Source organism: Kosakonia beeri (assembly GCF_054165705.1).
In genome coordinates this window covers 3,550,652-3,576,546 of sequence record NZ_CM135106.1, presented here as the reverse complement: position 1 = coordinate 3,576,546, position 25,895 = coordinate 3,550,652, and the positions used below count along the sequence as shown (strand labels likewise).

Below are 25,895 nucleotides of genomic sequence, written 5' to 3'. Positions count from 1 at the left end.
CCGTTTCTCCCTCTGGCAATCAGCGGTGCAGGTAAGTGTCGACGCCGAGATAGCGGGTAAAGGCTTCATGCAGCACGTCTGCGCTGGCGGCGTGGTTCATCGCCACGTGATGTTCAAAGCCATTGCGGCAGATCCACGACAGCAGGTTTTCCAGACGCGGCACTTGAATAACAGCCCGGCAACCGACGGTTTCCAGCGGATCATCGACCGACTGGCCTTCGCCAACGTATGCTTTGATCTCACCGGTCAGATCGTCGGTACTTAAGCGAAAGTAGGTCAGCGCCCCGGCTTTCAGGCGACCATGTACTGCCCCGCAGGTGTTTTCTTTACCGACGGCCGTGCCGATAATGTCGGCCGTGCCCATGTGCGGTGTCTCAAGGCTGGCAGAGGCGAAGTTACCACAGTGGAAAAGCACGCATTTGTCGCGATCGTCGCCAAAATTATTGTTCCAGTCGGCAATCGAAGCAGGGCTCATATTGGCGCTGGCAAGCGCATACATGGACAGCGCGCCCATAACGTCCACTTCGCAGGCCGACGGCATAAGCTGGCCGGACATCACACTCATGATCGAGCAGACATTAATGCCAAGGTTTTCCTGTAACGACGTCCAGCACTGGATGGCCGTGGTGTCGATATCGTTGGCGGTCACCCATTCGCTGATCACCACAAACAGTTTTGCCATGGTGATCAGTTTGTCAGCGGGGATAGCGCTGGCGTCGGCATTATCCACCAGCAGACGGCGTTTCTCATCAACACGAATATCGTCATCACGCAGGGTTTTAATGCGGGTAAAGACCTCTGAGAGATCGAGCGTTTCAACCGCGATCCCCAGCCTTTCGAGCAGTTTCTCGCTGTAACGCACGGTATTAAACCCGGCCGGCCGCGCGCCAATGGCACCAACACGCACGCCACGCATACTGCTGACGACCCGGCAGATCTGCTCAAACCGTTGCAGATCGCGTGCAAACACCTCGCCACTGAGCGCACAAACATGCTGGGTCGTCAGGGTGAACGGAATGCCATACTGGCGCAGGTTATTGCACAGCGAGATCTTGCCGCAGAAGCTGTCGCGACGGGTTGCCAGACCCATCTTATCCAGATTGTCCTCTTCAGCTTGCACCAACACCGGGACGTTCAGCCCGGAGAGGCGCAGGGTTTCCGCCACGGCTTTCTCATCGCCAAAATTGGGCAGCAGCACTACCACGCCGTGGATCGCATCGCGATGCGCGCGGAACAGCGCGGCACAGGTTTTGGCATCCTGACGGGTTTCCACTCCGCCCAGTTCGGTTTGCGTCTCATCGAGCATAATAGTGTGGATACCCAGCCGGTTAAACAGCGCGACAGCCTGTTCGCGTGCCTGAGCCACCAGGTAGCTTGGGAAGAAACCACGGTTGCCGATAATGACCGCCATGGTCAGTTTTTGCGGAATTCGGGACATTGTTCTCTCTCCAGTAAGATGTTCTTTTTATTGTTATTACCGCGCGGCCAGCAGGGCGCGGGTCTGTTTTACAACCCCTGCCGCGTCGATGTGATGACGGGCACGGGTGGCGGCACGATCGGCGGCAATGGCGTATTGCCCGTCCGGAATGCCAAGCCGACGCAGCGGGATCGCGCAGCCCGCTTCCGCCAGCACTTCTGCCACCAGGCTGCCGACGCCACCATTGATATTGTGTTCTTCGACGCTGATGACGGCGCGGCTGGCTTGCAGCAGCGACAGCAGCTGGGATGTATTGCAGGGGCGAATAGACGGTACACTGATAACAGCGGCATCAATACCTTCTGCTGCAAGTTGTGTGGCGGCTTCGACAATTTCATGTACCGTCGATCCCATTGCCACCAGTGCGATATCGTTGCCGTGGCGCAGCACATCAATGTTGCCCGGCGTGAAGCGGTAACTTTCGTCATGCAGTTCCGGCAGTGCTTTACCATCAAGGCGGATATAGACCGGGCCAACGTGGGCGAGGGCGTAATCAATGATCTGCCGACACTCCCGTGGGGATGACGGAGCATAAATCTCAATATTGCCAAAACCACGCAGTACCGAAATATCGTCAATGCTGTGATGTGTACTGGCCAGCGGCCCGTAGCTGGCTCCGGCGTTAAGACCGAACAGTTTGACATTGGTGTTGTTGTAGCAAATATCGACCTTAATCTGCTCATTCGCGCGGGAAATTAAAAATGGCGCGGCGTTACAGGTGACAGCGATTTTTCCGCCCAGCGCCAGCCCGGCGGCGGCCCCGACCAGCGTTTGTTCAGCAATGCCGACATTGACCACGCGGCCAGGGAATCGTTGCATAAACGGTGAAATCTTGGCCGTGGAGGTGGAATCTGCGACTACCGGAACCAGATCGATCCCGTTATCTACCGCATCGATAAAGGCGTTAACCATCACCGTTGCCAGGTGTTCGCTATTACTCATCTTTCAGTTCCTCCAGCGCCAGTGCGATCTCTTCCCCTTTTGGCACGCGGTGGTGCCACTCCGGACGCCCCTGAATAAAGGAGACGCCTGCGCCTTTGGTGGTGTGCGCTATCACCACATGCGGTTTGCCTGCGGGGGTCAGCCCTTCGAGCGTGGCGACGACATCGGCCATATCGTTGCCACGGCATTCGGTCACGGCCATGCCAAAGGCGCGCCATTTTTCGTCGAGTGGATCGGTATTGAGGATCTCTCTGGTTGGCCCCGCCAGTTGCAGGCTGTTTTTGTCGTTAATAATGATCAGGTTGTCGAGTTGGTAATGAGCGGCAACCAGCGCGGCTTCCCAGTTACTGCCTTCCGCCAGCTCGCCATCACCCGTAACCACGAAAACGCGGCGTGTGCTGTTGTTGCGTTTCGCCGCCAGTGCAATGCCCACCGCAACCGATAAACCGTGACCCAGTGCGCCCGTGTTCAGTTCAATGCCCGGTGTTTTGTGTTTAACCGGGTGGCCCGGCAGGTGGGAGTCCGCGTGCTGGTAGGTTGCCAGCCAGTCCACGGGGATGAACCCGGCTTCGGCAAGCACGCAATAGTAGCCGCCTACTGCGTGGCCTTTGGACTGAATGTAAATATCGCGCTCAGCGCTCTCTTTGGTTTGCGGCGAGCAGTTCAGAATGCGGAAGTAGAGCGCGGTAAGCAGTTCCACCTGGGATAAATCTGCCCCCGTATGCCCGCCAGCCGGGCTTTCGGCGTTCAGCACGATGATGCGACGGCGTACCGCACGTGCTTTCTTTTCTAGCTCATCGACAGAGAGCGAAAACGGATTCATAGAACACCTCTTGAATGTTTAATCTTTTATGAATAAATATTCAATCAGGGTGAAAAAGCACATCCAAAGCGGATGTTGCATTGTGTTATTGCAAGCAGAGGCAAGGGTTTGACACGTGCTTGGAATATATATTCACGACTGACTTATTATTCATGGTTAAAGATATGCCTTGTGGTAAGGTTTGTCTACGCTGTGGATCGGCAAATTTGAAAGAAAGGAGAAAAGGATCACATTTGGATCGGCACCGGGCAGAAACCGCGGCTTGTTATCTATTCAATGATGAATAAAAATATCGATAACAGATAAAGGGGATGTGTATGTCAAAGCAGGATGAACAGCGGTTGTTGGTGAAGATCGCCACACTTTATTACAACGAAAATAAAAAACAGTCAGAAATCGCCACCTTGCTGCACTTGTCGCAATCCTTTGTCTCGCGTGCGCTGACCCGCTGCCAGAAAGAGGGGCTGGTGAAAATCACCGTTGTGCAGCCCACCAACATCTTTGTTGCGCTGGAAAAGGCCATTGAGCAGCAGTATGGCATTCGCCAGGCGATTGTGGTGGATGTGGGGGAAAACGCCGGTAATGCGCAGATCAAACATGCCATTGGCAGTGCGGCAGCGCACTATGTGGAGACGCGTCTGCGTCCGGAAGACCTGGTCGGCATCTCCTCATGGAGCAGCACAATCCGCTGTATGGTCGATGAAATGCACCCGCAGAGTATTCGTGCCGCCGGGGTGATCCAGTTACTCGGCGGCGTGGGGCCAAACGGCAACGTACAGGCGACCATTTTAACCCAGCAACTGGCGGCGCATCTGGGGTGCCCGTCATGGCTGTTACCGTCGCAAAGTATTGAGCATTCGGTCGAAGAGCGCGCCCGTCTGGTGAACAGCCCGGATGTGGCGGCAGTGGTAGAAAAGTTTGCTGAAGTGGATGTGGCAATTGTCGGTATTGGCGAACTGGAGCCTTCGCAGTTGTTGAAAAATTCCGGTAACTATTACAACGAAGCCATGCTGCGTTTGCTGGCGGAACGCGGCGCGGTGGGTGATATTTGTCTGCATTATTATGACGCAGCAGGTCATCCGGTGCTCAGCGAGGATGAAGATCCGGTCATTGGGATGGAACTGACGCAAATCCGCCAATGCCCGCATGTTATTGCCCTGGCCGGCGGTGAAGAGAAACGCAACGCCATTCGCGGCGCGTTGCAGGGCAATTACATTGATGTGTTGATCACCGACTACCCCACCGCGCGCAGCCTGGTGAAAGGCGGTTAACGGCGGCGTGAAAACCGTTACGGCGGTGTTTAGGCCGGATGGCACACCCGCTATTCCGGCCTTGTCCGGTTAATACATTTCCAAAACGTATTAAATTTTTTTTGTTATCACTGTTTTAAATAAAGGTTATTGCCTTACTTCTTTTTAATCTTAATTAAGCTCCGCATTGCGCCGATGGGATTGTAGACAGCCATGTTTTCGCTGTCCTTTCACTTTCTTATTTCACAGCAATGACCGGGGCTACTATGCAATTTATTCGCAATCTGAAGATCAAGTTCGTGATGCTCGCGATCCTGATCATTTTTACTGTTCTCTGGGGCGGCGTGTCGTTTTTCTCACTGCATGCATTAAGCGGTTTAACCGAAGAAGTCCAGCTCACTAACGTGCAACAGGTCAACGGCGATATCATCAACAATGCCAGCGATCGCTACTATCAGGTTAAGCTGCTGATGGACCGCGCTTTCGTTTATAAATCCAACAATGATGGTCAGAATTATCAGCAAACGCTGGAGCGCATCAGTAAAGATGTCGATTTTCTGCAAGGTGGCTTAAATCAGTTTAAGGTCACCGATCACGCCAATATCAGCAACACCTCCACGGACAATATCTATAACAGTTCGCTGACGTTATTTAACCAGGCGATCAAACCCATGTTCGAGGCGGTGAAAGCCAACAACATCGACGCGTATACCCAGTTGTCGAAAGATCAGTTTAGCCCGCTGCGCAGCGGATTCTCGCAGGCCATTGTCGCCTACAACCAGGAGATCCACGATCTCAAAGCCGCTGCCAATGATCGTATCGGCAGTTGGGTTTCGCAGACGCGCACCACCATCATTGTGGCGATGATAATTGGCCTCGCAATGTTGGTGATGTCGGAGCGTTATCTGGCGCTGTTGCTGGCGCGCTCGCTGGAGTGGGTGAAACAGCATCTGCAGGTGCTGTCGGTCGGGGAGCTGGATAAGCCGACCCAGCCGTTAGGTAACAACGAAGTGGGGCAATTAATTCCCTATCTGGAGACAATGCAGAACAACTGGGTGAAGACGGTTACGCAGATCCGTAACAGTGCCGGGGGGATTTACCAGGGCGCCAGTGAAATTGCCTCCGGCAATACCGATCTCTCCTCCCGTACGGAAGAGCAGGCGGCCGCGCTGACCCAGACCGCCGCCAGCATGGAACAGTTGAGCGCGGTGGTAAAACAGAACGCCGATAACGCCAGCGAAGCCAGCGTACTGGCAAAAACCGCCTCAGCGGCAGTGAATAAAGGTGAGGAACGTGTGCAGGCCGTCATTGCCAGCATGAAGAACATTACCGAAAGTTCGCAGAAAATTACCGACATTATCAATGTGATCGACAGTATTGCCTTCCAGACCAACATCCTGGCGCTGAACGCGGCCGTGGAAGCAGCGCGCGCGGGCGAACAGGGGCGTGGTTTTGCGGTGGTGGCCAGCGAAGTGCGTAACCTGGCGCAGCGTAGCGCCGGAGCGGCAAAAGAGATCAAAACCCTGATTGATGAATCCGTGGCTAACGTTAACAACGGTTTTGACCAGGTGACGCTGACCAGCGAATCAATGGATAACATTCTGCGTTCTGTCACCAGTGTGACAGACATTATGGGCGAGATCGCTTCTGCATCTACCGAGCAAAGCAAAGGCATTGGTCAGGTAGGAACAGCCATTTCGCAAATGGATAGCGTTACCCAGCAGAACGCCGCGCTGGTGGAGGAGTCGTCTGCCACTTCCAGCTCGCTGGAGCAACAGGCCTTCCAGTTAACCGAGATTGTGTCAGTGTTTAAATTGCCAGGCGATGCCGGGCGTCAAAATGCGGCAACCAAAGCCGCGCCGAAAGCAGGCAAACCGGCACCGCGGCCTGCTGTGGCCGCAAAAGGGCGCAGTCAGGAAAAAGAGTGGGAAGCATTCTAATCCGATAAAAAAATGCCCGGTGCACACACCGGGCCTACACAAAAAACCCGGGAAATGCCCCGGGCAAGCTGGTTCTATTTGCCTTCTATCACCGCTTTTTGCGCCACCACTGCCGCTTTTTGCTGCATGCGGTTTTGCATCTGGTCAATGATTACCGCCACAATAATCACGATGCCCTTGATCACCATTTGCCAGAACTCACTGACGCCCATCATCACCAGGCCGTCGGCGAGAAAGCCAATCACAAAGGCGCCTATCAGCGTGCCCAGCACGGTACCGCGCCCGCCTGCCAGCGAAGTTCCGCCCAGCACCACGGCGGCGATGGCATTCATTTCGAAGGCGGTGCCGTTGGCCGGGTGGCTGGCCAGCAACTGGGCAGACACCACAATCCCCGCCAGCGCAGCGCAAAGCCCTGAAAGGGTGTAGACCCAGATTTTCACCTGTTTCACCCGCACACCGGAGAGCTCCGCAGCCCGTTCGTTATCGCCGATGGCATATACATGACGACCAAACGGCAGGCGACGAGCGACATAGGCGATCACCACCGCCAGCACGATCATCAGCCAGATGGCCCACGGAATGCCGAGCAGGGTGCCCGCGCCAATCTCATCGAAGCCGGTATTTCCAAGTTGCGGGTTGCCGGCAAGACCCGGGAAGGTTTGCCCATCTGAGGTGAGCATGGCTGCCCCACGCAGGACATACATGGTGCCGAGGGTGCAAATAAACGGCGCGACATTGTAGCGAGTGATGATCCAGCCATTCACCGCGCCTATCAGCCCGCCAGTCAGCAACACACAGGGGACGATCACCCAGACACTGGGGAAAATCGCAATGCCGAACATCGGTAGCACAATGCCTTTCGTGATCATCCAACCCGCGATCATCCCGCACAGACCAAGGGTGGCGCCGATCGACAAATCAATACCGGCGGTAATGATGACAAAGGTGATACCGAGTGCGAGAAAAGCATTAATGGCAATGTGTTTGATCATAATCACCAGGCTGCCGGTGGAGAGGAAACCCGGCACAGTGGCGGTAAAAAAGCCGACGATCAGTAACAGCGCAATAAAGGTGCGTAACTTAAGCAGTAACAGGATCACGCTTTCACGAGACAGTGATGCACCCGCGCGTGGCGACAGCGCGACAGTTTGTGTTGTTTTCATATCAGAACCCCTGAGCACTTGCTGTTACCAGCGCCGATTCCTCGGCCCGATCGCGCACGATATCGGCAGTCAGTTTGCCGCCCGACATCACCAGAATGCGGTCAGACACCGCCATAATCTCTTTCAGATCGGAGGTGGAAAAGACCACCGCGATCCCCTGTTGGGACAACTGGACCATCATGCGGAACACGTCGGCTTTTGCCCCAACGTCAATTCCGCGTGTCGGTTCATCCAGAAACAGCACTTTCGGACTGGTCAACAGCGAGCGGCCAATCACCACTTTTTGCTGATTGCCGCCGCTCAGCGCCTGAATCTCCACTTCCGGTGAAGAGACTTTGATCGACAGGTTGCCAATGGTGCTGGCCACCACGGCTTGCTCATCTTTTTGCGCGATGGCGAAGCCGCGCTGCAAACGCCGCCACAAACTGGCGATAGTGAGATTTGTCGCCACTGATGAAATAGGGAAGATGCCGGTGCGTTTGCGATCTTCCGGCACCAGGCTCATCCCCATGCGGATACGTTCCGCCGGGGTCAGCCGCTGCGGTACCGGTTTGCTGTCGAGCCACAATTTTCCCAGGTAGTTACGTTCCGTGCCCAGCATGCACTCAAACAGCTCGGTGCGTCCGGCGCCCATCAGGCCGTAAATACCTACAATTTCACCGGCATGAACGTTGAAACTGACATCATCGACTGTGGTCACGCCGCTGGCGTTTACGCAGGTAATATGCTCGGCTTCGAGAACCGGCGCGCCAAAAGTACGTCCCGGTGTGAGAAAGTTTGTCACCGGATCGCTGCCGAGCATCTCGCGGACGATCCACGGTACGTCGATATCACAAACGTTTGCTTCGGCCTGGAATTTGCCGTCACGCAGAATGGTTATCACATCGCCAATCGCCATGAGTTCTTCCAGACGGTGGGAAATATAGATAATCGTCACTCCCTGGCGGGTCAGTTCGCGGATCACCCGAAACAGGATCTCCACTTCGGTTTTACTTAGCGCCGATGTCGGTTCGTCGAGGATCAAAATGTCGGCATCTTCCGCCAGCGCTTTGGCGATCTCCACCAGTTGCTGCTGGCCGACTTTGAGGTTGCCCACCAGTTCACGCGCAGAGATAGGCTGGTCAAGGCGTTTGAGCAGTTCGGTGGTGCGTCTTTCCTGCTCTGCTTCGTTAATCGGCGTGATTCCTTTTTGCAATTCCCGGCCGAGGAAAATGTTCTCCGCGACGTTAAGGTTTTCAAACAGATTCAGTTCCTGGTGCACCATGCCGATGCCATGGGCAGCGGCAGCGCGGGTGTTGGCGAGATGCACGTTTTTGCCATTCAGCTCAATCTGGCCCAGGCTGGGTTGCTGCACTCCGGCGAGGATCTTCATTAGCGTGGATTTCCCTGCGCCGTTCTCGCCGATAATCACATTCACCTTGCCGCGCCAGACGTTGTAATCCACGTTATCCAGCGCAACGGTGCCGGGGAACAGCATCGATACCCCTTTGGTGCGCAGGATTATGTCGTCCACAGGGATTTCGCTCATTACTGTGCCTCCTGTTTCAGCGTCAGCGCGACGGCGTCTTGCGCCTTGCCGTCGCTGATGGTCACCGCCATCAGTACGGTGGCGGGTTTCCCGGCCCAATGGGCGTCGACGGCGGGTAAATGCTTCACGGCTTCACGGTTATAAGCGCGCGAAAGCTGCGCAAACTGGACCTGGTTAGTGAAATCTTCGAATTTAAAGCCGCTGGCATCGCGGATAGCATTGCCGCGCACGACCGGGCCGAGCTGCACGTTCAGCGGCTCACCGCCAAGGCGGATCACCAGTTGCCGTTCACGGTCATTGCTGACGTCAACACGTTCAATCTGGCTGGTGAGTCTGACAAATACGCTTTGCGGCGTGGTCGCCCTGTTCTTCATCTGCGCGGTTAACGCACCGCCGTCCAGTGCCTGTTTTTGGGCGGCATCGATAACGCGTTCCTGCCAGGTTTGTTGCGCGATCTGCTGTGGGGTCAGCTTGTCGAAGCTGGCTTTCGCATTCGGATCGGCAGGCATAATCGGCTTGCCGTTTTCATCCAGATCCACCACGGTGCAGGCCGTGAGCAACAGGGCGGCGCACCCTGTTAGCGCGGCGCCCCATTGTTTTAACGACATATCGCCTCCGCGCTATTTGCTGAGGTTGAACATTTTCAGTTTGCTGGCGTTGCTGTCATCAATCAGCACGCAGTCCATCAACTGTTTTTCCTCTTTCTGGGCTTTACCGTTTTTCAGGAAAGCGTCCGCCTGCACCACCGCCATTTGTGCCTGTTGCCAGCCCGGTTGCAGCACTGTCGCTTTGATGTTGCCCTTGTTGATAATGGAGTCGCGCACATAGTCGCTACCGTCAAACCCGACCACAATCACGTTGTTTTTCCCGGCCGCTTTCAGCGCGGCTTCTGCGCCGAGCGCCATGGTGTCGTTACCCGAAATCACCCCGACAATGTCCGGATGGGTCTGCAAAATGGCTTCCATACGGGTAAAGGCCTCGGTCTGGCTCCAGTTGGCGGTTTGCTGCGCCACCATTTTCATGTCCGGGTAGTCGTCAAGTACATCGTGGTAACCCTGCGAGCGTACGCTGGCATTGGTGTCGGACTGGCGGCCCAGCAGCTCAACGTATTTGCCTTTACCGTCCAGTAGCCTGGCGAATTTCTCTGCGCCCAGTTGCGCGCCCTGGTAGTTGTTGGAGACGATTTGCGCCACAGCGATACCGGTTTTATTGATTTCCCGGTCAATCAGAAAAGCAGGCACGCCTGCGGCTTTGGCTTTTTCCAGCGGCCCGACGGTTGCATCTGCGCCCGCGTTGTCGAGAATAATTGCCTTCGCTTTGCGGGCAATGGCGGTTTCAATCAACTGGTTCTGTTTGTTGACATCATCGTCATGGGAAGCCACCAGCGTGGCATAGCCCAGCTCTTTCGCTTTGGCGGCCGCGCCGTCGGCTTCTGCTTTAAAAAACGGGTTGTCGTGTGAGGGAGTAATAATCGCGATCAGGCCGCTATCGGCGGCGAAAAGTGAGCCGGATGCAGCGATCATTGATGCCAGTACAACAGATTGCAGTAGGGTCTTCTTCATCTTTTTCTCCACATTGAATATATATTCAATAATGATTTATTATTCAAAATAACGATAATTCGATGGCGACAAACTGTCTACGGTTTGCGCAGCTAATTTCTTAAAAGGAGAAAAGGATCACGATCCGGGGGTTAACCAACCGCCAGCGTCATGACGTCAGACTGATCGGCCTGCCAGTGTACAATCACTTGCCGATCAGCAAGTTGAGGAGAAAATTCAGCAAGAATGCGTAACGTAAGCTGTGACCTTTCGACAGCCACGATCGCGGCGCTGGTAAAACCTGGCAACGGCAGGCACTGGTGCGAAAAAGCTTTATACAGACTCTCTTTGGCACTAAACGCCAGCGTCAGTGCCAGCGGAAACGGCAGACCGCTGCGTGCGAGTACTTGCTGTTCGTCAGCGTTGACAATGTGCTCTGCCAGTTCGGCGCATAACCCGCGGCTGAACAGCGCTTCAATGTCCACTCCAACAGGGTGTTGCGCCACCACAGCAATCGCCCGGTTATCCCGGTGGCTGATGCTGCCGTACAACCCTTGCGGCCAACAGGGCTGGCGCTGCGCACCAGGCGCAGGCACCGCGATAATGCCCACGTCACGCAATGCATGCGCGGCGGCAACACGCCCGGCAAGATGTTCCGCCTGGCGTTTGCGCCCGCAGTGCATCAGCCCGGCGTGATGCGGTAGCCAGAGCAGATCGGCTGCGGTAAACGTCGTGGGATCAAAATCAATGCGGTGCAATGTGTAACCGGCGAGAGAAAAGGGGCTGTGGAGGGTGTGCATGATCGCCTCGCTCGCCTGTCCCTCCCCCCCGCAGGAAGAGGGGGCTTCCTGCTGAGGGGAGGGGAGGTACGGCTTAGAAGTGCGTGTTAACGCTCATATACCAGGTGCGGCCGGATTCGTTATACGTTTCCGCGCCTGCGCCATACATGTACCCGGTGGAGCCGCCCGTGGCCTGTGCATTACCTGCACGCCAGTGACGTTTATCCAACAGGTTGTCAACACCGCCCGTCAGGCTGACGTTTTTGGTCACATCCCAGGTCGCACTCAGGCCAATGATACTGTAAGGGCTGACTTCGTTGGTGGCGGAACCCGTCACACGTTTGCCCTGATAGTCATACTTTTTCGGCGCCTGTTTGCCGTACCAGGTGAACGTTGACTGAACCGAAACGTCCGGCACGACCTGCCAGCTGAGCGTCGAGTTCAGCGTGTATTCCGGGATGATCGACAAACGTTCGCCGGTCTCTTTGTTTTTGCTTTGCAACATGTAGGTGAAGTTGTTGCTCCAGGCCACCGTATCGGTCACCGGGACATTGAACGTCCCTTCCAGGCCTTCCACCACGGCTTTCGGCACGTTCTCCCACTGGTAGAGGTCGGTTTTGGTTTTGCCGACAGCAGTCTGGCTCAGCGGCGAATAACCCGCTTCGATCTTGTTACGGTAATCATTTCGGAACCAGGTCACCCCGGCCAGCCAGCCTTCATGTTTATACTCCAGACCAATCTCTTTGTTGATGCTGGTTTCTGCTTTCAGGTCGTCGTTGCCCATCATATAGCAACCTACACCGCTGCCGCTGGCGTAACACCCCTGGCCTTTACTGTAGAGAATGTAGTTCGGGTTGGTCTGATAAAGGCTTGGCGCTTTGTACGCGCGGCCAATACCCATTTTCAGGGTCACGTCATCGCCAAGACCCTGCGAAAGGTTTAGCGACGGGCTCCAGTTATTGCCAACAATGGTGTGATGGTCAAAACGCAGGGCCGGGGTCAGCATGGTGCTGTCAGTCAGCTCCATGTTGTCTTCTGCAAACACGGAATAGATATCCGCATTGGAGTAGGGGCTACGATCAACACTGCTCAGGCCGTTAATCGGCCCGCCCTGTAACGTCTGGGTGTTCGAGGCCATGTCTTTCATGCGCTGCTGGTTCCACTCGGTGCCCAGCGTCAGGGTCTGGTTAACCAGCAGATCCAGCGGCAGGTTCAGCTCGTTGTGCAGCGTAATGTCGGAAAGATCGATATCGGTGAACTGATTGCTATTAAACAGGCCTTCCGTTCCGCCCGCCAGCCCTTCGCCCAGGCGTGAGTTACGGGTACGTTCATACTGCACCCAGTTGGTCGTGGTCACACCGTTATCCCAGCCGCCGTTCCAGGTGACCGAGTAATTCTGGCGGTAAAGACGGTTAGTCTCTTTGCCGTAGTTCTCTTTCACATAGTTGTTTGTGCTGCTGTCATTGTTGGTGTTTTGCGTGTCGCCAGCGTAAAGATTGCCCTGGCGGCTGTAGCCTGCCTGGAACTCCAGCGACTGCAGCGGTGCAAAGTCCCAGCGCACCACGCCGTTGATATCTTTGTTGATCGAGCCTTCACGCCCTGCCGCCATGGTATTGGCATAAATGCCGGTACGTTCAGACTGGTGATTCTGGTTAATGTCCCAAGCGTCAGCCTGGGTTTTTGCCAGGTTGCCATACAGGCGGAAACTGACGTCGCCGCCCAGCGGGCCGCTCAGGCTAAAGTCGGTACGTTTGGTCGCGCCTTCGTCTTTATGTTCCGGAGCATTAAAGTAGCTGTTCCATGAACCATGCCACTCCTGTGCGCTGTTTTTCTTGGTGATAATGTTCACCACGCCACCGGCTGCGCCATTACCGTAACGTACTGCTGCCGGGCCACGGATCACTTCGATGCGCTCGATCATCTCTGGCGGCACCCAGTTGGTATCGCCGCGGCTGTCGCGCTCGCCGCGCCAGCCAAGACGCACCGAGTTACGGCTGGTGACCGGCTTACCGTCAATCAGGATGAGCGTGTTTTCCGGCCCCATTCCGCGAATATCAATCTGGCGGTTGTTACCGCGCTGGCCGCTGGTGGCGTTACCGGTTAAGTTGACGCCTGGCATGGTGCGAATGATTTCGGACACATCGCGGGCGGGAGGATTTTTACGGATCTCGTCGGCGGTAATCGTGGACACGCCCGGAGCCTGGAGGTTTTGCTGTGCCGCAGTGACGACGATAGTGTCATCGTTATCGGTGGTGGTGCTGGTCTTGTCCGCCGCCATTGCGGGCAACGCAGCACCGTAGATCCCCAGATTGACCAGTAAGGCCAGGGACTTCATCTTGTTGTTCATTGTATTACCTGCTTTTCGTCGCCGCTCTCCTGGTGCGTCCTTTCCCCAGGGGGAGGAGGCGGCATGATGAAACCGACACGCGGCGAGGGCCTCAGTCCTGAGAAAGTTCGCCCACGGCGGCCATTAAACGTATGAAAGACGCGCTTCCCACAGCGCGCCAATACGCTATTGCAAATGAAAATAGTTATCAATAATATTATCGATATTTTTTGATCTGCAAGCAAAAATTTCCACAGCAAATTCGAGGTTAAAGCCGTGACGTCAGCAACGGGAAGTGATGCCTGGTGGGACTCCAGACAGGGACCGGAATGGGTTAAAGAAGCACAAGGGCAGTACCGTGTGACGTTCTGGTGGCGGGACCCCGCCGGCAGCGAAGCAACCTCAAAGGTGCGCCGGGTATGGATCTACATTACCGGGGTTACTGACCACCATCAGACTTCGCTGCCGCAGTCGCTCACGCGCATTGCCGGAACGGATGTCTGGCACTGGAGCACGCTGCTTGACGCCCGCTGGCGCGGCAGTTATTGCCTGATCCCTTCAGTGCATGAGGACGATTTCCCGGCAGAACTCTTTACCACCACGCCGCTGGATCGCCACGCGCTGCGTGAAGGCTGGCGCAAACTGTTGCCGCAGGCAATTGCCGATCCCCTGAATCCACAAAGCTGGCGCGGCGGCCGTGGTCACCCGGTATCTGCGCTGGAAATGCCCGACGCGCCGCAACAACCCGGCTGGCACGCTTCCGACACCCCTTTCAATGAGCCGCATCGCCTGCAATGGCACAGCACGCGGCTGAATAACACCCGGCAGGTTTGGGTCAACACCACTGGCAATGCTGAGGCGGCCGAACGTCCGCTGGCGATCCTGCTCGACGGGCAGTTCTGGGCGAAGAGCATGCCGGTGTGGCCCGCGCTGGCGGCGCTCACCCGCGAAGGCCAACTGCCAGCGGCGGTATATGTGTTAATCGACGTGATCGATAACGCGCATCGCAGCCAGGAATTGCCCTGTAATGCCAACTTCTGGCAAGCGGTTCAGGACGAGTTGCTGCCGCAGGTGAAGGCGATCGTGCCGTTTAGCGATCGCCCGGAACGCACCGTGGTCGCCGGGCAAAGTTTTGGCGGCCTTTCGGCGCTGTATGCGGGCCTGCACTGGCCACAGCGTTTTGGCTGCGTGCTCAGCCAGTCCGGATCGTACTGGTGGCCCCACCGGGGCGGCGAGCGGAACGGCATTCTTATTGAACAATTAGAAAAAGGCGAGTTAACGCCACACGGCCTGCGCATTGTGCTGGAGGCCGGAGTTCGCGAGCCTGTCATTTACCGGGCCAATCAGGCTCTTTTTTCCCTGTTACAACGCACACAGCAGTCGGTTTTCTGGCGTCAGGTTGACGGCGGGCATGATGCGCTTTGCTGGCGGGGTGGGCTGACTGCCGGGCTTATTACGCTCTGGCAGCCACTGATCCGCCCTCGCTGAAGCGCCTTTCCACGACAGGAGTTTGCTATGGAATTCACTAACCCCTTCGATAATCCGCAAGGGCGGTTTTACATTCTGCAAAACAGGCAGCAGCAGTTCAGCCTGTGGCCTGCGCAGTGCACGTTACCGAAAGGCTGGCATGTCGTCTGCGAGCCGCAACCCCAGGCGGAATGCAACGCCTGGCTGGATGCACACTGGCAAACCTTAACGCCAGCGCACTACGTACAAGCAGGGAGTGGCCAATGAAAACACGTTTACCGTTGGTTGCCGCTCAGCCAGGGATCTGGATGGCGGAGCAACTCTCTTCCCTGCCGAATGCCTGGAGCGTGGCGCACTACGTTGAGTTACAGGGTGATATCGACGCCGGGCTGCTGGCGCAAGCGATTGTTAGCGGTATGGAACAAGCCGACACCCTGCGAACCCGTTTTGTTGAGGACAATGGTGAAGTATGGCAATGGGTCGATGCATCGCAACAGTTCGCCATGCCGTCAATTGTCGATCTTCGTCAGGCCAGCGATCCGCACACCGCAGCACTGCGCGCCATGCAGGCCGATCTCGGGCAAAATTTGCGAATAGAGAGCGGTAAGCCGCTAGTATGCCACCAGTTACTGCGCACCGGCGATCGCAGCTGGTACTGGTATCAGCGTTATCATCATTTAGTGGTTGATGGTTTCAGTTTCCCCGCTATTACCCGACAAATCGCCGCCATTTACACCGCCTGGCGACGCGGTGAACCGACGCCGCCGTCACCCTTTACGCCGTTCGCTGAAGTGGTGGTAGAGCATCAACGCTACCGCCAGAGCGACGGCTGGCAGCGCGATGCGGCTTTCTGGGCGAAACAACGCCGCGAGCTTCCGCCGCCGGTTTCTCTTTCTCCGGCACCGTTGCCGGGGCGCGCCGCCACCACCGATATTCTGCGCCTGAAAATGCGCCTCGATGATCAGGCGTTTCGCCGTTTAACGCAGGCCGCGCCACAACAGCAACCCGCCGACCTGGCGCTGGCGCTGGTGGCGTTATGGCTGGGGCGTCTGTGTGGGCGCACCGATTATGCCGCCGGGTTTATTTTTATGCGTCGGATGGGGTCGGCTGCGCTTACCGCCACCGGCCCGGTACTCAACGTCCTGCCGCTAAGTGTTCATCTTGATGGCGCGCACACCTTACCCGAACTGGCAACGCAACTTGCCGCATCACTCAAAGCCATGCGCCGCCATCAGCGTTATGACGCGGAACAGATTGTGCGCGACGCCGGGCGTGCCGCAGGTGACGAGCCGTTGTTTGGCCCGGTCTTCAACGTGAAAATGTTCGACTACCTGCTGGATGTCGACGGCATTCAGGGCGTGACGCATACCCTGGCGACCGGGCCCGTGAACGACCTCGAGATAGCGTTAATCCCGGAAGAAGAAGGCGGCCTGACGCTGGAAGTGCTGGCTAATCGCCAGCGCTACGACGAGACCACGCTGCATACCCATATCGCCCGTTTACCCGCATTGCTTAACCAGTTCGCCGATAATCCGGCGTTGCGCTGCGGCGATGCGGAGCTACTGGCCGCGCATGAGTCACAGCAACTGGCGCGGATTAATGACACCGGTATCGCATTGCCTGCCACTACCCTGAGCGAACTGGTCGCCGCCCAGGCGGCGAAAACGCCAGACGCCCCTGCGCTGGCGGATGCCCGCTGGCAATTTAATTACCGTGAGCTGCGTGAGCAAGTGGTCGCGCTGGCACACCGTTTACGTCAACTTGGCGTCCAGCCTGGCGATAGCGTGGCGGTTGCCCTGCCGCGATCGGTGTTCCTGTCGCTGGCGCTGCACGGCATTGTTGAAGCCGGGGCAGCCTGGTTGCCGCTGGATACCGGTTACCCGGATGAGCGCCTGCGCATGATGCTGGAAGATGCGAAACCGCGCCTGCTCATTACTTCCGAAGACCAGGCCACGCGCTTTAGCGACATTCCGGGGCTGGCGCACTTCTGCTATGAAGCGCCCCTGGAAGCCAAAGGTAGCGAACCGCTCCGGCTGGCGCGTCCCGAACAGACCGCCTATATCATTTTCACCTCTGGCTCTACCGGGCGACCAAAAGGGGTGATGGTGGGGCAGACTGCCATCGTCAACCGTTTGTTATGGATGCAAAACCACTACCCCCTGACGGACACCGATGTGGTGGCGCAAAAAACGCCATGTAGTTTTGACGTCTCGGTGTGGGAGTTCTGGTGGCCGTTTATTGCCGGTAGTCAGCTGGTGATGGCAGAGCCGGACGCGCACCGCGATCCGTTGGCGTTACAAGCCTTTTTTGCGCACTTTGGCGTGACCACCACCCATTTTGTTCCGTCAATGCTGGCGGCGTTTGTCGCTTCACTGACGGCAGAAAGCGCGTCGCAATGTTGCCGGACGTTAAAGCAGGTGTTCTGCAGCGGCGAGGCGCTGCCTGCCGATCTGTGCCGTGAGTGGCAACACCTGACCGGCGTGCCCCTACACAACTTATATGGCCCGACGGAAGCCGCTGTCGACGTGAGCTGGTATCCGGCGCATGGCGAAGCCCTGGCGGGCGTGCAGGGCAACAGCGTGCCGATTGGCTTCCCGGTGTGGAATACCGGGTTACGCATTCTTGATGCGATGATGCGCGAGGTGCCGCCCGGCGTGGCGGGTGAGCTTTATCTGACAGGCATTCAGCTGGCGCAGGGTTACCTGGGGCGCCCGGATCTGACAGCCAGCCGCTTTATTGCCGATCCGTTTGCGGCCGGGGAACGCATGTACCGCACGGGCGATGTGGCGCGCTGGTTAGAAAACGGTGCCGTCGAGTACCTGGGGCGCAGCGATGATCAGCTGAAAATTCGTGGTCAGCGCATTGAACTCGGTGAGATTGACCGCGCGATGCTCACACTGCCGGATGTGGCTCAGGCTGTGGCGCATGCCTGCGTCTTTAACCAGGCGGCAGCCAGCGGCGGCGATGCCCGCCAGGTGGTAGGTTATGTGGTTTCTCTTTCTGGCCTGCCGCTGGATACCGCGGCACTGCAGGCGCAGCTGCGCGATCAGCTGCCGCCGCACATGGTACCGGTACAGGTGCTGCAACTGAGCGCGTTGCCGCTCAGCGCTAACGGCAAGCTGGATCGCAAAGCGCTGCCGTTGCCCACGCTGAGTGCGAAAAGCAAAGGCCGCGCGCCGCGTGAAGGGAACGAAACACGGGTAGCGCAGGCGTTTGCCGGGCTGCTGGGCTGTGAGGTGAACGACGCCGAAGCAGACTTTTTCGCGCTGGGCGGTCACTCCTTGCTGGCGATGCGCCTGGCGGCACAGCTCAGTCGCGAATGCGAACGGCAGGTTACACCGGGGCAGATTATGGTGGCGTCGACGGTGGAAAAACTGGCCGCACTGCTCGAACACGCATTGTCTGCAGAACAGGCACAGCGGCTGGGGATGGAAACGTTGCTGCCGCTGCGCGAAAGTCAGGGGCCGACGCTGTTTTGCTTCCATCCGGCATCCGGCTTTGCCTGGCAGTTCAGTGTGCTGTCCCGCTATCTGTCGCCACGCTGGTCGATTACCGGCATTCAGTCGCCGCGACCCGCCGGGCCATTACAGCAGGCCGCCACGTTAGACGAGGCCTGCGAACAGCATCTTGCGACGCTACTGGCGCAACAGCCCCACGGGCCGTATTACCTGTTTGGCTATTCGCTCGGCGGTACGCTGGCGCAGGGCATTGCTGCGCGCTTGCGTGAACGTGGTGAAGAGGTGGCTTTCCTGGGGCTGTTGGACACCTGGCCGCCGGAAACGCAGAACTGGGCGGAAAAAGAGGCCAATGGGCTGGATCCGGCGGTGCTGGAGGAAATCGAGCGTGAACGTCAGGCTTTTCTGGCGGCGCAGCAGGGGCAGGCGTCCGGCGAGTTGTTCCGACATATTGAAGGCAACTATGCGGATGCCGTGCGTCTGCTGACCACCGCACACAGTCTGCCGTTTGATGGTAAGGCGACACTGTTTGTCGCCGAACGCACCCTCCCGCAGGGAACCGATCCGCAAACCTGCTGGGCACCGTGGATTGGTGAACTGGAGGTGTATCGCCAGGATTGCGCCCATGTCGATATTATCTCGCCCAGGGCGTTTGAGCGCATTGGCCCGGTATTGCGAGAGGTGCTGGGAGAGTAAAGTCCCTTCAGCAGGCCCGGCGGCGAAACGCCAGCCGGGCTTTTTAACAATGGCGGCCCAGCGGTACAACCAGCGGCGTATGCGCCACCGGATCGTCAATGATCATGCAGCGCAAGCCGTACACAGCCTCGATCAGTTCGGCGGTAACAATCTCTTTCGGCGCGCCTTGCGCCACTATTCTGCCGTCTCGCAGTGCAATCAGATGGGTGGCGTAACGGCACGCCTGGTTCAGGTCGTGCAGCACCGCCGCCAGCGTATAGCCTTGCTCGCGATTCAGCTCGCTTAACAGTTCCAGCAGGTCTATCTGGTAACTGATATCCAGCCAGGTGGTGGGCTCATCAAGCAGCATAATAGCGGTCTCCTGAGCCAGTACCATCGCAATCCATGCGCGCTGACGCTGCCCGCCGGAGAGCGTGTCGACACTCTGGTGTGCCAGCGAATCCACACCGGTGGCTTTCATCGCCCGGCTGACTGCTGCTTCATCTTCCTTGCGCCAGCGGGTAAACATCGGCTGGTGCGGGTAGCGCCCGCGTGACACCAGCTCCTGCACGGTGATGTCGCCCGGCGTCGTGGCGTTTTGCGCCAGCAGTCCAATACGTCGCGCTACCTCTTTACTGGCAAACCGCTGGATCTGTTCGCCATCAAGCCAGACATGCCCCTGGGCCGGGGTCATCAGCCGACTTAAGGTGCGCAGGAGGGTTGATTTCCCGCAGCCGTTAGGACCGATAATCGCCGTGAACTGGCCATCGGGAATGGCAACGCTAAGTTGCTCGGCGATAATTTTTTTGCCATAACCCAGGGTTAACGCTTCGCCGCGCAAACGGGCTGCTGTATCGGTCATTTTTTGCGGGACTCCTGAATTAACAAGGCGATAAGGTAAATGCCGCCAAGGCTGACGGTCACCACGCCCACGGGTAACTGGTACGGCGTAAAGGCTTGCTGGGCAATGCTGTCTGCCAGCAACAGGATCACCGCGCCACAAAGTGCTGACTGAGTCAGCCCCCAGCGTGCGGTGGCGCTGATGCGCCGGGCAATATGCGGCGCAACCAGCGCGATAAATGAAATCGGCCCGGCCAGCGCGGTCGCGGCTGCCGTCAGCGCCACCGCCACCAGCATCAGCATCAGCCGTGAACGTTCAACGCTCACGCCCAGTGCACAAGCAGTGTCATCGCCCATTTCCAGCAGGCGCATACGGCGAGCGAGCAGGGCGGCAAACACAAACATCAGCAGCATGATGGGCGCAGAAGGCAGGGTTTTTGCCCAGGTCAGGCCGTTCAGCGAACCTGCGTTCCACAACCCGGCGCTGACGGCTGTGTCCAGAGACGCATGCAGCAACAGCCAGGTATTAAATGCCATTAGCATGGCGCGCACGCCAATGCCAACGATGATCAGTCGGAAGGTTTCGATACCGTTACGCCACGCAAGAAGCCAGACAATCAGCGAGGTGGCAAGACCGCCGATCATGGCGGCAAGAGCAATGGCGGTCATATGCTGGCCAAATAGCACCATCGCCACCAGCACGCCGCTCCAGGCACCCACGTTAAAACCCATGACATCCGGGCTCCCTAATGGGTTACGCAGCAGTGACTGAAAAATGGCACCGCTGACGCCCAGTGCAGCGCCAATCAGCAACGCCATCAACACACGCGGTAAGCGCCATTCCATCACCACCAGCCGCATGGCGCGCGGTGCATCGCCGGTGAGCGCGTCAATGACCTGAGAGAACCCGAGAGTGACAGCGCCGCTGCGCAACCCCCAGACGGTCAATAGCAGCGCGGCGACCAGCAACAGCAGGCAGCTTAACAACAGACGCGGAGACGGAGAGGTCATAAGCGGCCTCCACGTGCACGGCGCACCAGCACAATTAACACCGGCGCGCCGATGAATGCGCTGACCACGGAAACGCGCAGCTCACCGGGCACAATCAGGCGCCCCACAATGTCTGCGAACAACAAAAGTGCAGGGGTGGCAATCAGCGTTACCGGCAATGACCAGCGGTGATCGCCGCCCACCAGCCAGCGCGCCATATGCGGCATCATCAGCCCGATAAACGCAATCGGCCCTACAACCGCGGTCGCGCTGCCGCAGAGGACGGTAATCGTGAGCAGACCGAGAAGCTGGGTGCGCGCGACTTTACTGCCCAGCGCAGTGGCGGTATCGCTGCCGAGGCTCAGGCTGTTCAGTGAGCGGCAGAGTGCCAGTGCGGTTGCTGCCGCCAGCAATACCGGCAACGTCACGATTTTCAGGGTTTGCAGGGTGCGAATATCCAGCGATCCTGCCTGCCAGAAACGCAGTTGATCGTAGACATCGGCATTAAGAAGCGAGATGCCGCTGGAGAGCCCTTCCAGCACTGCGCCGAGCGCAACGCCCGCCAGCGTCAGGCGCACCGGGCTGAGTTGCCCGCCGCCCTGGCTGCCCGTGAAGGCCACCAGTAACGATGCCGCCAGCGCACCGCAAAAGGCCAGCAGCAACTGGTCTGTGGCGGTGGTCGCGCCGAGAAGTGCCGCGCCGAGCACAATCGCGAAACTGGCGCCAGCATTAACGCCCAGCAGCCCGGGGTCGGCCAGCGGGTTGCGGGTCAGCGTTTGCATGAGCGCGCCGGCAAGACCCAGCGCGCTGCCAGCCAGTAACCCCGCCAGGGTTCGCGGCAGTCGGGCATCCTGAATAATGGTGCAATCCGCGCTCTGGCAAACGCCGGTAAGGGCGTCTATCACCACGGCGGCGGGCATGGGTTTTGCGCCAACGAACAGGCTGAGTGCAGCGGCGGCAAAAAGCAGTATCAATAACCCGGCGAGGGTGAAGGGGCGCGCCGGGAAAGAAGAAAACGACATAAAACGTCCCAAACTTGATAATGATAGTAATTATCGTTATCGATCTTGTTTTGATATGTTACCATGCATAGCCTGCGAATGGACATAAAAAGTGTGTATTTAAGGCGTTGTAATGAAGCAACAATCCTGGTTACTCAATCTCAGCCTGCTGCGTACGCATCCGGCATTCCGCGCGGTGTTTTTGGCGCGTTTCATCTCGATTTTATCGCTGGGATTATTGGGCGTGGCAGTACCGGTGCAAATCCAGGCCATGACCCACTCAAGCTGGCAGGTCGGTCTGGCGGTAACGCTGACCGGCGGGGCGATGTTTATTGGCCTGATGTTGGGCGGCGTACTGGCGGATCGGTATGAACGTAAGAAGCTGATTTTACTTGCACGCTCTACGTGCGGCGTGGGTTTTATTGGCCTGTGCCTGAACGCGCTGCTGCCCGAACCTTCGCTGGCTGCAATTTATCTTCTTGGCCTGTGGGATGGTTTTTTTGGCGCCCTTGGCGTAACAGCCTTGCTGGCGGCCACGCCAGCGCTGGTGGGCCGCGAAAATCTGATGCAGGCCGGGGCCATCACAATGTTGACTGTGCGGCTGGGATCGGTGATTTCACCCATGTGCGGCGGACTGTTGCTGGCCTCTGGCGGCGTGGTATGGAACTACGGTCTGGCGGCGGTGGGAACGTTTATTACCTTGTTGCCGCTGTTGAGCTTACCCGCACTGCCTCCGCCGCCGCAACCGCGCGAGCACCCGCTGAAATCGCTGCTGACGGCGCTGCAATTCTTACTGCGTAACCCACTGATTGGCGGCATTGCGCTGATTGGCGGCCTGTTGACGATGGCCAGTGCGGTCAGGGTGCTCTATCCGGCGCTGGCCATTAACTGGCATATGTCGGCAGCGGAAATTGGCCTGCTGTATGCCGCGCTGCCATTAGGGGCGGCAATCGGCGCGCTGACCAGCGGTAAGCTGGCGCACAGCGAGCGGCCCGGAGTGATTATGCTGACGACGACCGTCGGGGCATTTATCGCCATTGGCTTATTCAGTCAAATGCCGAACTGGGCGCTGGGCGTGCTATTCCTCGCGCTGTGCGGCTGGCTGACGGCGGTGAGTTCGCTTCTGCAATACACGCTGTTACAAACCCAGACCCCGGAGGCGATGCTCGGGCGCATCAATGGCTTGTGGACTGCGCAAAATGTCACTGGCGACGCGATCGGTGCGGCGCTGCTCGGGGCCATGGGATCGATGATGACGCCAGTGGCTTCCGCCAGTATCAGCGGGATGGTGCTGGCTGTGGTAGGGCTTGGGCTTTTGGTAATGCTCAGCGAGCTGCGCCGTTTTCGCCAGACGCAGCCCGCAGCATAGTTAATCAAACAGCGCAGAGAGACGCTGTAACACGCGGGTCGCGCTGTAGTAGTCGAGGCGGAAAGTTTCTGCGCCCAGGGCGTAAACGCGCTTGTTCTGTACGGCGGATAAATGCGCCAGTAAAGGGTTGGCAAGCAGCGCATCGGCATCCTGCTGGTCGCTGGCAAACAGGAACAGTGACTGGCCATTCAACCCGGCCGCCAGGTTTTCACCGCCCAGTTGCACAATATCGTGGCGTTTGCCCTGACTCTGGCTGGTTTGCAGCCCGGCAGGCAACCCGGCAAGCGCAAAGCCAAGTTGTTGCATCAACTTGCCCTGCGCCGATTCTGCAGTCCATACGTTGGCACCGTGCGCTGCTGGTGTATAAACCAGCGCGCTTACCGGTTGCGGTGGCAATTTAATGCGCGCTTTGACATCGGCCAGTTGGTGATTGAATTGTGCAATCCGCGCTGCGGCCTGTTTTTCCTGGCCGGTGATAAGGCCAAGCTGGGTCAGCAAATCTTGCCAGCTCTTGTCGTCGTAATTGATGACCAGCGTCGGCGCAATGGTGGAGAGCTGATCGTAGAGGGCCAGTGCAGAATCGCCGCCGGTCGCGCTAATCAGGATCAGGTCGGGCATTTGCGCCGCGACGGCTTCGGCATTCGGTTCACCGATATACAGGCGTGCAACATGGCGCTGTTTAGCCACGTCGCCCCACTGGCGCAAGAAGCCCTGATTATCGGCAAAGCGGTTATTGGGCGTGGTTGCACCGCTGGCAATGACCGGGGCATCTATCGCCAACAGCGAGCCAGTGAGGGTAACGCTGGTGGAAACAATGCGCAGCGGTTTGCTCGCGATCTGCTGTGTGCCGTGGCTGTCGCTTACCTGGCGGGGCCAGTCAGCGGCCATTGCTGAGGATAGTCCTAAAAGAAAAATGCCCAAAAACGTTAAGGGCTTACGGCACAAAAAGGGAAATTTCACGAGACGCATCCTGTTTTTGTTGAGGTTAATGCTTCTCATTTTCAATGTTGAGCGGGGAGGATGCAAGGGGCAGTCACTCAGAGAGATATTCTGCTGTTGACAGAGCCGTGCATAACTTTTTATCTTACTGCGCAATAATACAAATGATAATCATTCTTAGTTCATTTATCGTTGTTGGAGGATGATATGGATACGTCCCTGGCTGAGGAGATCCAGCTCTCTGTGCAGACGCTGGCCGCGGATCAGTTTTTCTTTATGTCGCCGTACCGTAGTTTCACCACGTCCGGCTGTTTTCGTCGTTTCTCTGAGCCCGCCGCAGGCGGCGATGCCCAGGACAGTCGCTTCCAGAAAAAACTGGCACAGGCATTTGCCGAAGCCAAAGCTGAAGGTATTGCCAGCCCGGTGATGGTGGGGGCGATCCCGTTTGATACCACCCAACCTTCTGCGTTGTTTATTCCGATCACCTGGCAGGCATTTTCCCGCCCGGCGAAACAGCGCTCTGCCCGCTACTTCAACGCAGGCGAGATGCCGAACGTGAAGGCACAGACTTACCTCCCGGATCAGGATGTTTTTATGGAGATGGTGGCGCGCGGCGCGGCCAAAACCGCCACCCCCGAGGTGGATAAAGTGGTGCTTTCCCGGCTGATCGACATTACCACCGATGCGCATATCGACAGCGGCGTCTTGCTGGAGCGATTGATCGCGCAAAACCCGGCCAGTTTCAACTTCCATGTGCCGCTGCCTGAAGGTGGCGCGTTGCTGGGTGCCAGCCCGGAGTTGCTGCTGCGTAAAGAAGATCGCCACTTTAGCTCCCTGCCGCTCGCGGGCTCTGCACGTCGCCAGCCAGATGACATGCTCGATCGTGAAGCGGGGAATAAATTGCTCGCCTCGGAAAAAGATCGACACGAGCACGATCTGGTGACGCAGGCGATGAAAGCGGTGCTGACGCCCCGCAGCCAGTCGCTGACCCTGCCGGACTCGCCGCAGTTAGTGACCACGCCGACGCTATGGCACCTGGCAACGCCGATAGAAGGCGAGGCGCTGGAGGGCGAAAACGCCTTGACGCTGGCTTGTTTACTGCACCCGACGCCTGCGCTGAGCGGTTTTCCGCACCAGGTAGCGAAAAAACTGATTGCTGAACTGGAGCCTTTCGATCGGGAACTGTTTGGCGGGATTGTCGGCTGGTGTGATGCCGAAGGTAACGGCGAGTGGGTGGTGACCATCCGCTGCGCCCGTGTTCATGACAAAAATGTCCGGCTGTTTGCCGGTGCCGGGATTGTTCCTGCCTCTTCGCCGTTATCGGAGTGGCGTGAAACCGGCGTCAAACTGACCACCATGTTAAACGCGTTTGGTTTGCAGTAAGGAGCAG

The 25,895-nt window shown here is 57.6% G+C and carries 20 protein-coding genes; 7 read left to right on the top strand and 13 right to left on the bottom strand.

What is annotated here, in order from left to right; translation table 11 throughout:
* Positions 1–19: 19 nt before the first annotated feature.
* Genes ACUY4S_RS16950 through ACUY4S_RS16940 form a run of 3 tightly spaced genes read right to left on the bottom strand, consistent with a single transcriptional unit; the run spans position 20 to position 3,242 of the window.
* A complete protein-coding gene (locus tag ACUY4S_RS16950; RefSeq protein ID WP_458022469.1) occupies positions 20–1,438 on the bottom strand; it encodes an L-fucose/L-arabinose isomerase family protein in 1,419 nt (472 codons plus the stop codon).
* A 36-nt stretch (positions 1,439–1,474) separates the two neighbouring features.
* Positions 1,475–2,419 (bottom strand): transketolase family protein, encoded by a 945-nt coding sequence (locus ACUY4S_RS16945; protein WP_312691006.1) that lies wholly within the window; start codon positions 2,417–2,419, stop codon positions 1,475–1,477.
* Positions 2,412–3,242: a transketolase gene (locus ACUY4S_RS16940; RefSeq protein ID WP_458022470.1), complete on the bottom strand. Its 831-nt coding sequence runs from the start codon at positions 3,240–3,242 to the stop codon at positions 2,412–2,414. Before ACUY4S_RS16940 ends, ACUY4S_RS16945 begins: the two co-directional genes overlap by 8 nt.
* A 317-nt stretch (positions 3,243–3,559) precedes the next feature.
* On the opposite strand from ACUY4S_RS16940, the gene ACUY4S_RS16935 reads away from it, so the two are divergent.
* On the top strand, positions 3,560–4,513 hold the full coding sequence (locus tag ACUY4S_RS16935; RefSeq protein ID WP_312691008.1) for a sugar-binding transcriptional regulator: 954 nt from the start codon (positions 3,560–3,562) through the stop codon (positions 4,511–4,513).
* Positions 4,514–4,758: 245 nt separating this feature from the next.
* On the top strand, positions 4,759–6,432 hold the full coding sequence (locus tag ACUY4S_RS16930) for a methyl-accepting chemotaxis protein (protein WP_458022471.1): 1,674 nt from the start codon (positions 4,759–4,761) through the stop codon (positions 6,430–6,432).
* 74 nt (positions 6,433–6,506) lie between these two features.
* On the opposite strand, the gene ACUY4S_RS16925 is transcribed toward ACUY4S_RS16930, so the two are convergent.
* The 6 genes from ACUY4S_RS16925 to ACUY4S_RS16900 form a co-directional block, all read right to left on the bottom strand.
* Positions 6,507–7,595 (bottom strand): ABC transporter permease, encoded by a 1,089-nt coding sequence (locus ACUY4S_RS16925; protein ID WP_458022472.1) that lies wholly within the window; start codon positions 7,593–7,595, stop codon positions 6,507–6,509.
* A gap of 1 nt (position 7,596) precedes the next feature.
* Entirely contained in the window at positions 7,597–9,123 is a 1,527-nt protein-coding gene (locus ACUY4S_RS16920; protein WP_312691011.1) for a sugar ABC transporter ATP-binding protein, read from the bottom strand.
* Entirely contained in the window at positions 9,123–9,731 is a 609-nt protein-coding gene (locus ACUY4S_RS16915) for a DUF2291 family protein (RefSeq protein ID WP_458022473.1), read from the bottom strand. Before ACUY4S_RS16915 ends, ACUY4S_RS16920 begins: the two co-directional genes overlap by 1 nt.
* 12 nt (positions 9,732–9,743) lie before the next feature.
* Positions 9,744–10,685, bottom strand: coding sequence for a D-ribose ABC transporter substrate-binding protein (locus tag ACUY4S_RS16910; RefSeq protein ID WP_458022474.1), 942 nt, complete (start codon positions 10,683–10,685; stop codon positions 9,744–9,746).
* A 131-nt stretch (positions 10,686–10,816) separates the two neighbouring features.
* On the bottom strand, positions 10,817–11,464 hold the full coding sequence (gene entD, locus ACUY4S_RS16905) for an enterobactin synthase subunit EntD (RefSeq protein WP_458022475.1): 648 nt from the start codon (positions 11,462–11,464) through the stop codon (positions 10,817–10,819).
* A gap of 73 nt (positions 11,465–11,537) precedes the next feature.
* The gene (locus ACUY4S_RS16900; protein WP_312691015.1) at positions 11,538–13,790 is read right to left on the bottom strand and encodes a TonB-dependent siderophore receptor; all 2,253 of its coding nucleotides are present in this window, start codon (positions 13,788–13,790) and stop codon (positions 11,538–11,540) included.
* 255 nt (positions 13,791–14,045) lie between these two features.
* On the opposite strand from ACUY4S_RS16900, the gene fes reads away from it, so the two are divergent.
* The 3 genes from fes to entF are packed head-to-tail and all read left to right on the top strand — an operon-like array spanning position 14,046 to position 19,387.
* Entirely contained in the window at positions 14,046–15,257 is a 1,212-nt protein-coding gene (gene fes, locus ACUY4S_RS16895) for an enterochelin esterase (RefSeq protein WP_458024227.1), read from the top strand.
* Positions 15,258–15,284: 27 nt separating this feature from the next.
* A complete protein-coding gene (locus tag ACUY4S_RS16890; RefSeq protein WP_312691016.1) occupies positions 15,285–15,503 on the top strand; it encodes an MbtH family protein in 219 nt (72 codons plus the stop codon).
* Entirely contained in the window at positions 15,500–19,387 is a 3,888-nt protein-coding gene (gene entF / locus ACUY4S_RS16885) for an enterobactin non-ribosomal peptide synthetase EntF (protein ID WP_458022476.1), read from the top strand. Before ACUY4S_RS16890 ends, entF begins: the two co-directional genes overlap by 4 nt.
* A 43-nt stretch (positions 19,388–19,430) precedes the next feature.
* On the opposite strand, the gene fepC is transcribed toward entF, so the two are convergent.
* The 3 genes from fepC to fepD are packed head-to-tail and all read right to left on the bottom strand — an operon-like array spanning position 19,431 to position 22,218.
* Positions 19,431–20,228: an iron-enterobactin ABC transporter ATP-binding protein gene (gene fepC / locus ACUY4S_RS16880; RefSeq protein WP_312691018.1), complete on the bottom strand. Its 798-nt coding sequence runs from the start codon at positions 20,226–20,228 to the stop codon at positions 19,431–19,433.
* Positions 20,225–21,217 (bottom strand): iron-enterobactin ABC transporter permease, encoded by a 993-nt coding sequence (gene fepG, locus ACUY4S_RS16875; protein ID WP_458022477.1) that lies wholly within the window; start codon positions 21,215–21,217, stop codon positions 20,225–20,227. Before fepG ends, fepC begins: the two co-directional genes overlap by 4 nt.
* On the bottom strand, positions 21,214–22,218 hold the full coding sequence (gene fepD, locus ACUY4S_RS16870; protein ID WP_458022478.1) for a Fe(3+)-siderophore ABC transporter permease: 1,005 nt from the start codon (positions 22,216–22,218) through the stop codon (positions 21,214–21,216). The genes fepG and fepD overlap by 4 nt, the downstream gene beginning before the upstream one ends.
* 112 nt (positions 22,219–22,330) lie before the next feature.
* Here fepD and entS point away from each other — a divergent pair, with 112 nt between their 5' ends.
* Positions 22,331–23,566 carry an enterobactin transporter EntS gene (gene entS / locus ACUY4S_RS16865; RefSeq protein ID WP_312691021.1) on the top strand — a complete coding sequence of 412 codons (1,236 nt, stop codon included), beginning with the start codon at positions 22,331–22,333 and terminating at the stop codon, positions 23,564–23,566.
* Here the strand turns inward: entS and fepB are convergent, their stop codons facing one another.
* Positions 23,567–24,535 carry a Fe2+-enterobactin ABC transporter substrate-binding protein gene (gene fepB, locus ACUY4S_RS16860; protein WP_458022479.1) on the bottom strand — a complete coding sequence of 323 codons (969 nt, stop codon included), beginning with the start codon at positions 24,533–24,535 and terminating at the stop codon, positions 23,567–23,569. It abuts the gene before it with no gap.
* 177 nt (positions 24,536–24,712) lie between these two features.
* Here fepB and entC point away from each other — a divergent pair, with 177 nt between their 5' ends.
* Positions 24,713–25,888, top strand: coding sequence for an isochorismate synthase EntC (gene entC, locus ACUY4S_RS16855; RefSeq protein ID WP_458022480.1), 1,176 nt, complete (start codon positions 24,713–24,715; stop codon positions 25,886–25,888).
* Positions 25,889–25,895 lie beyond the last annotated feature (7 nt).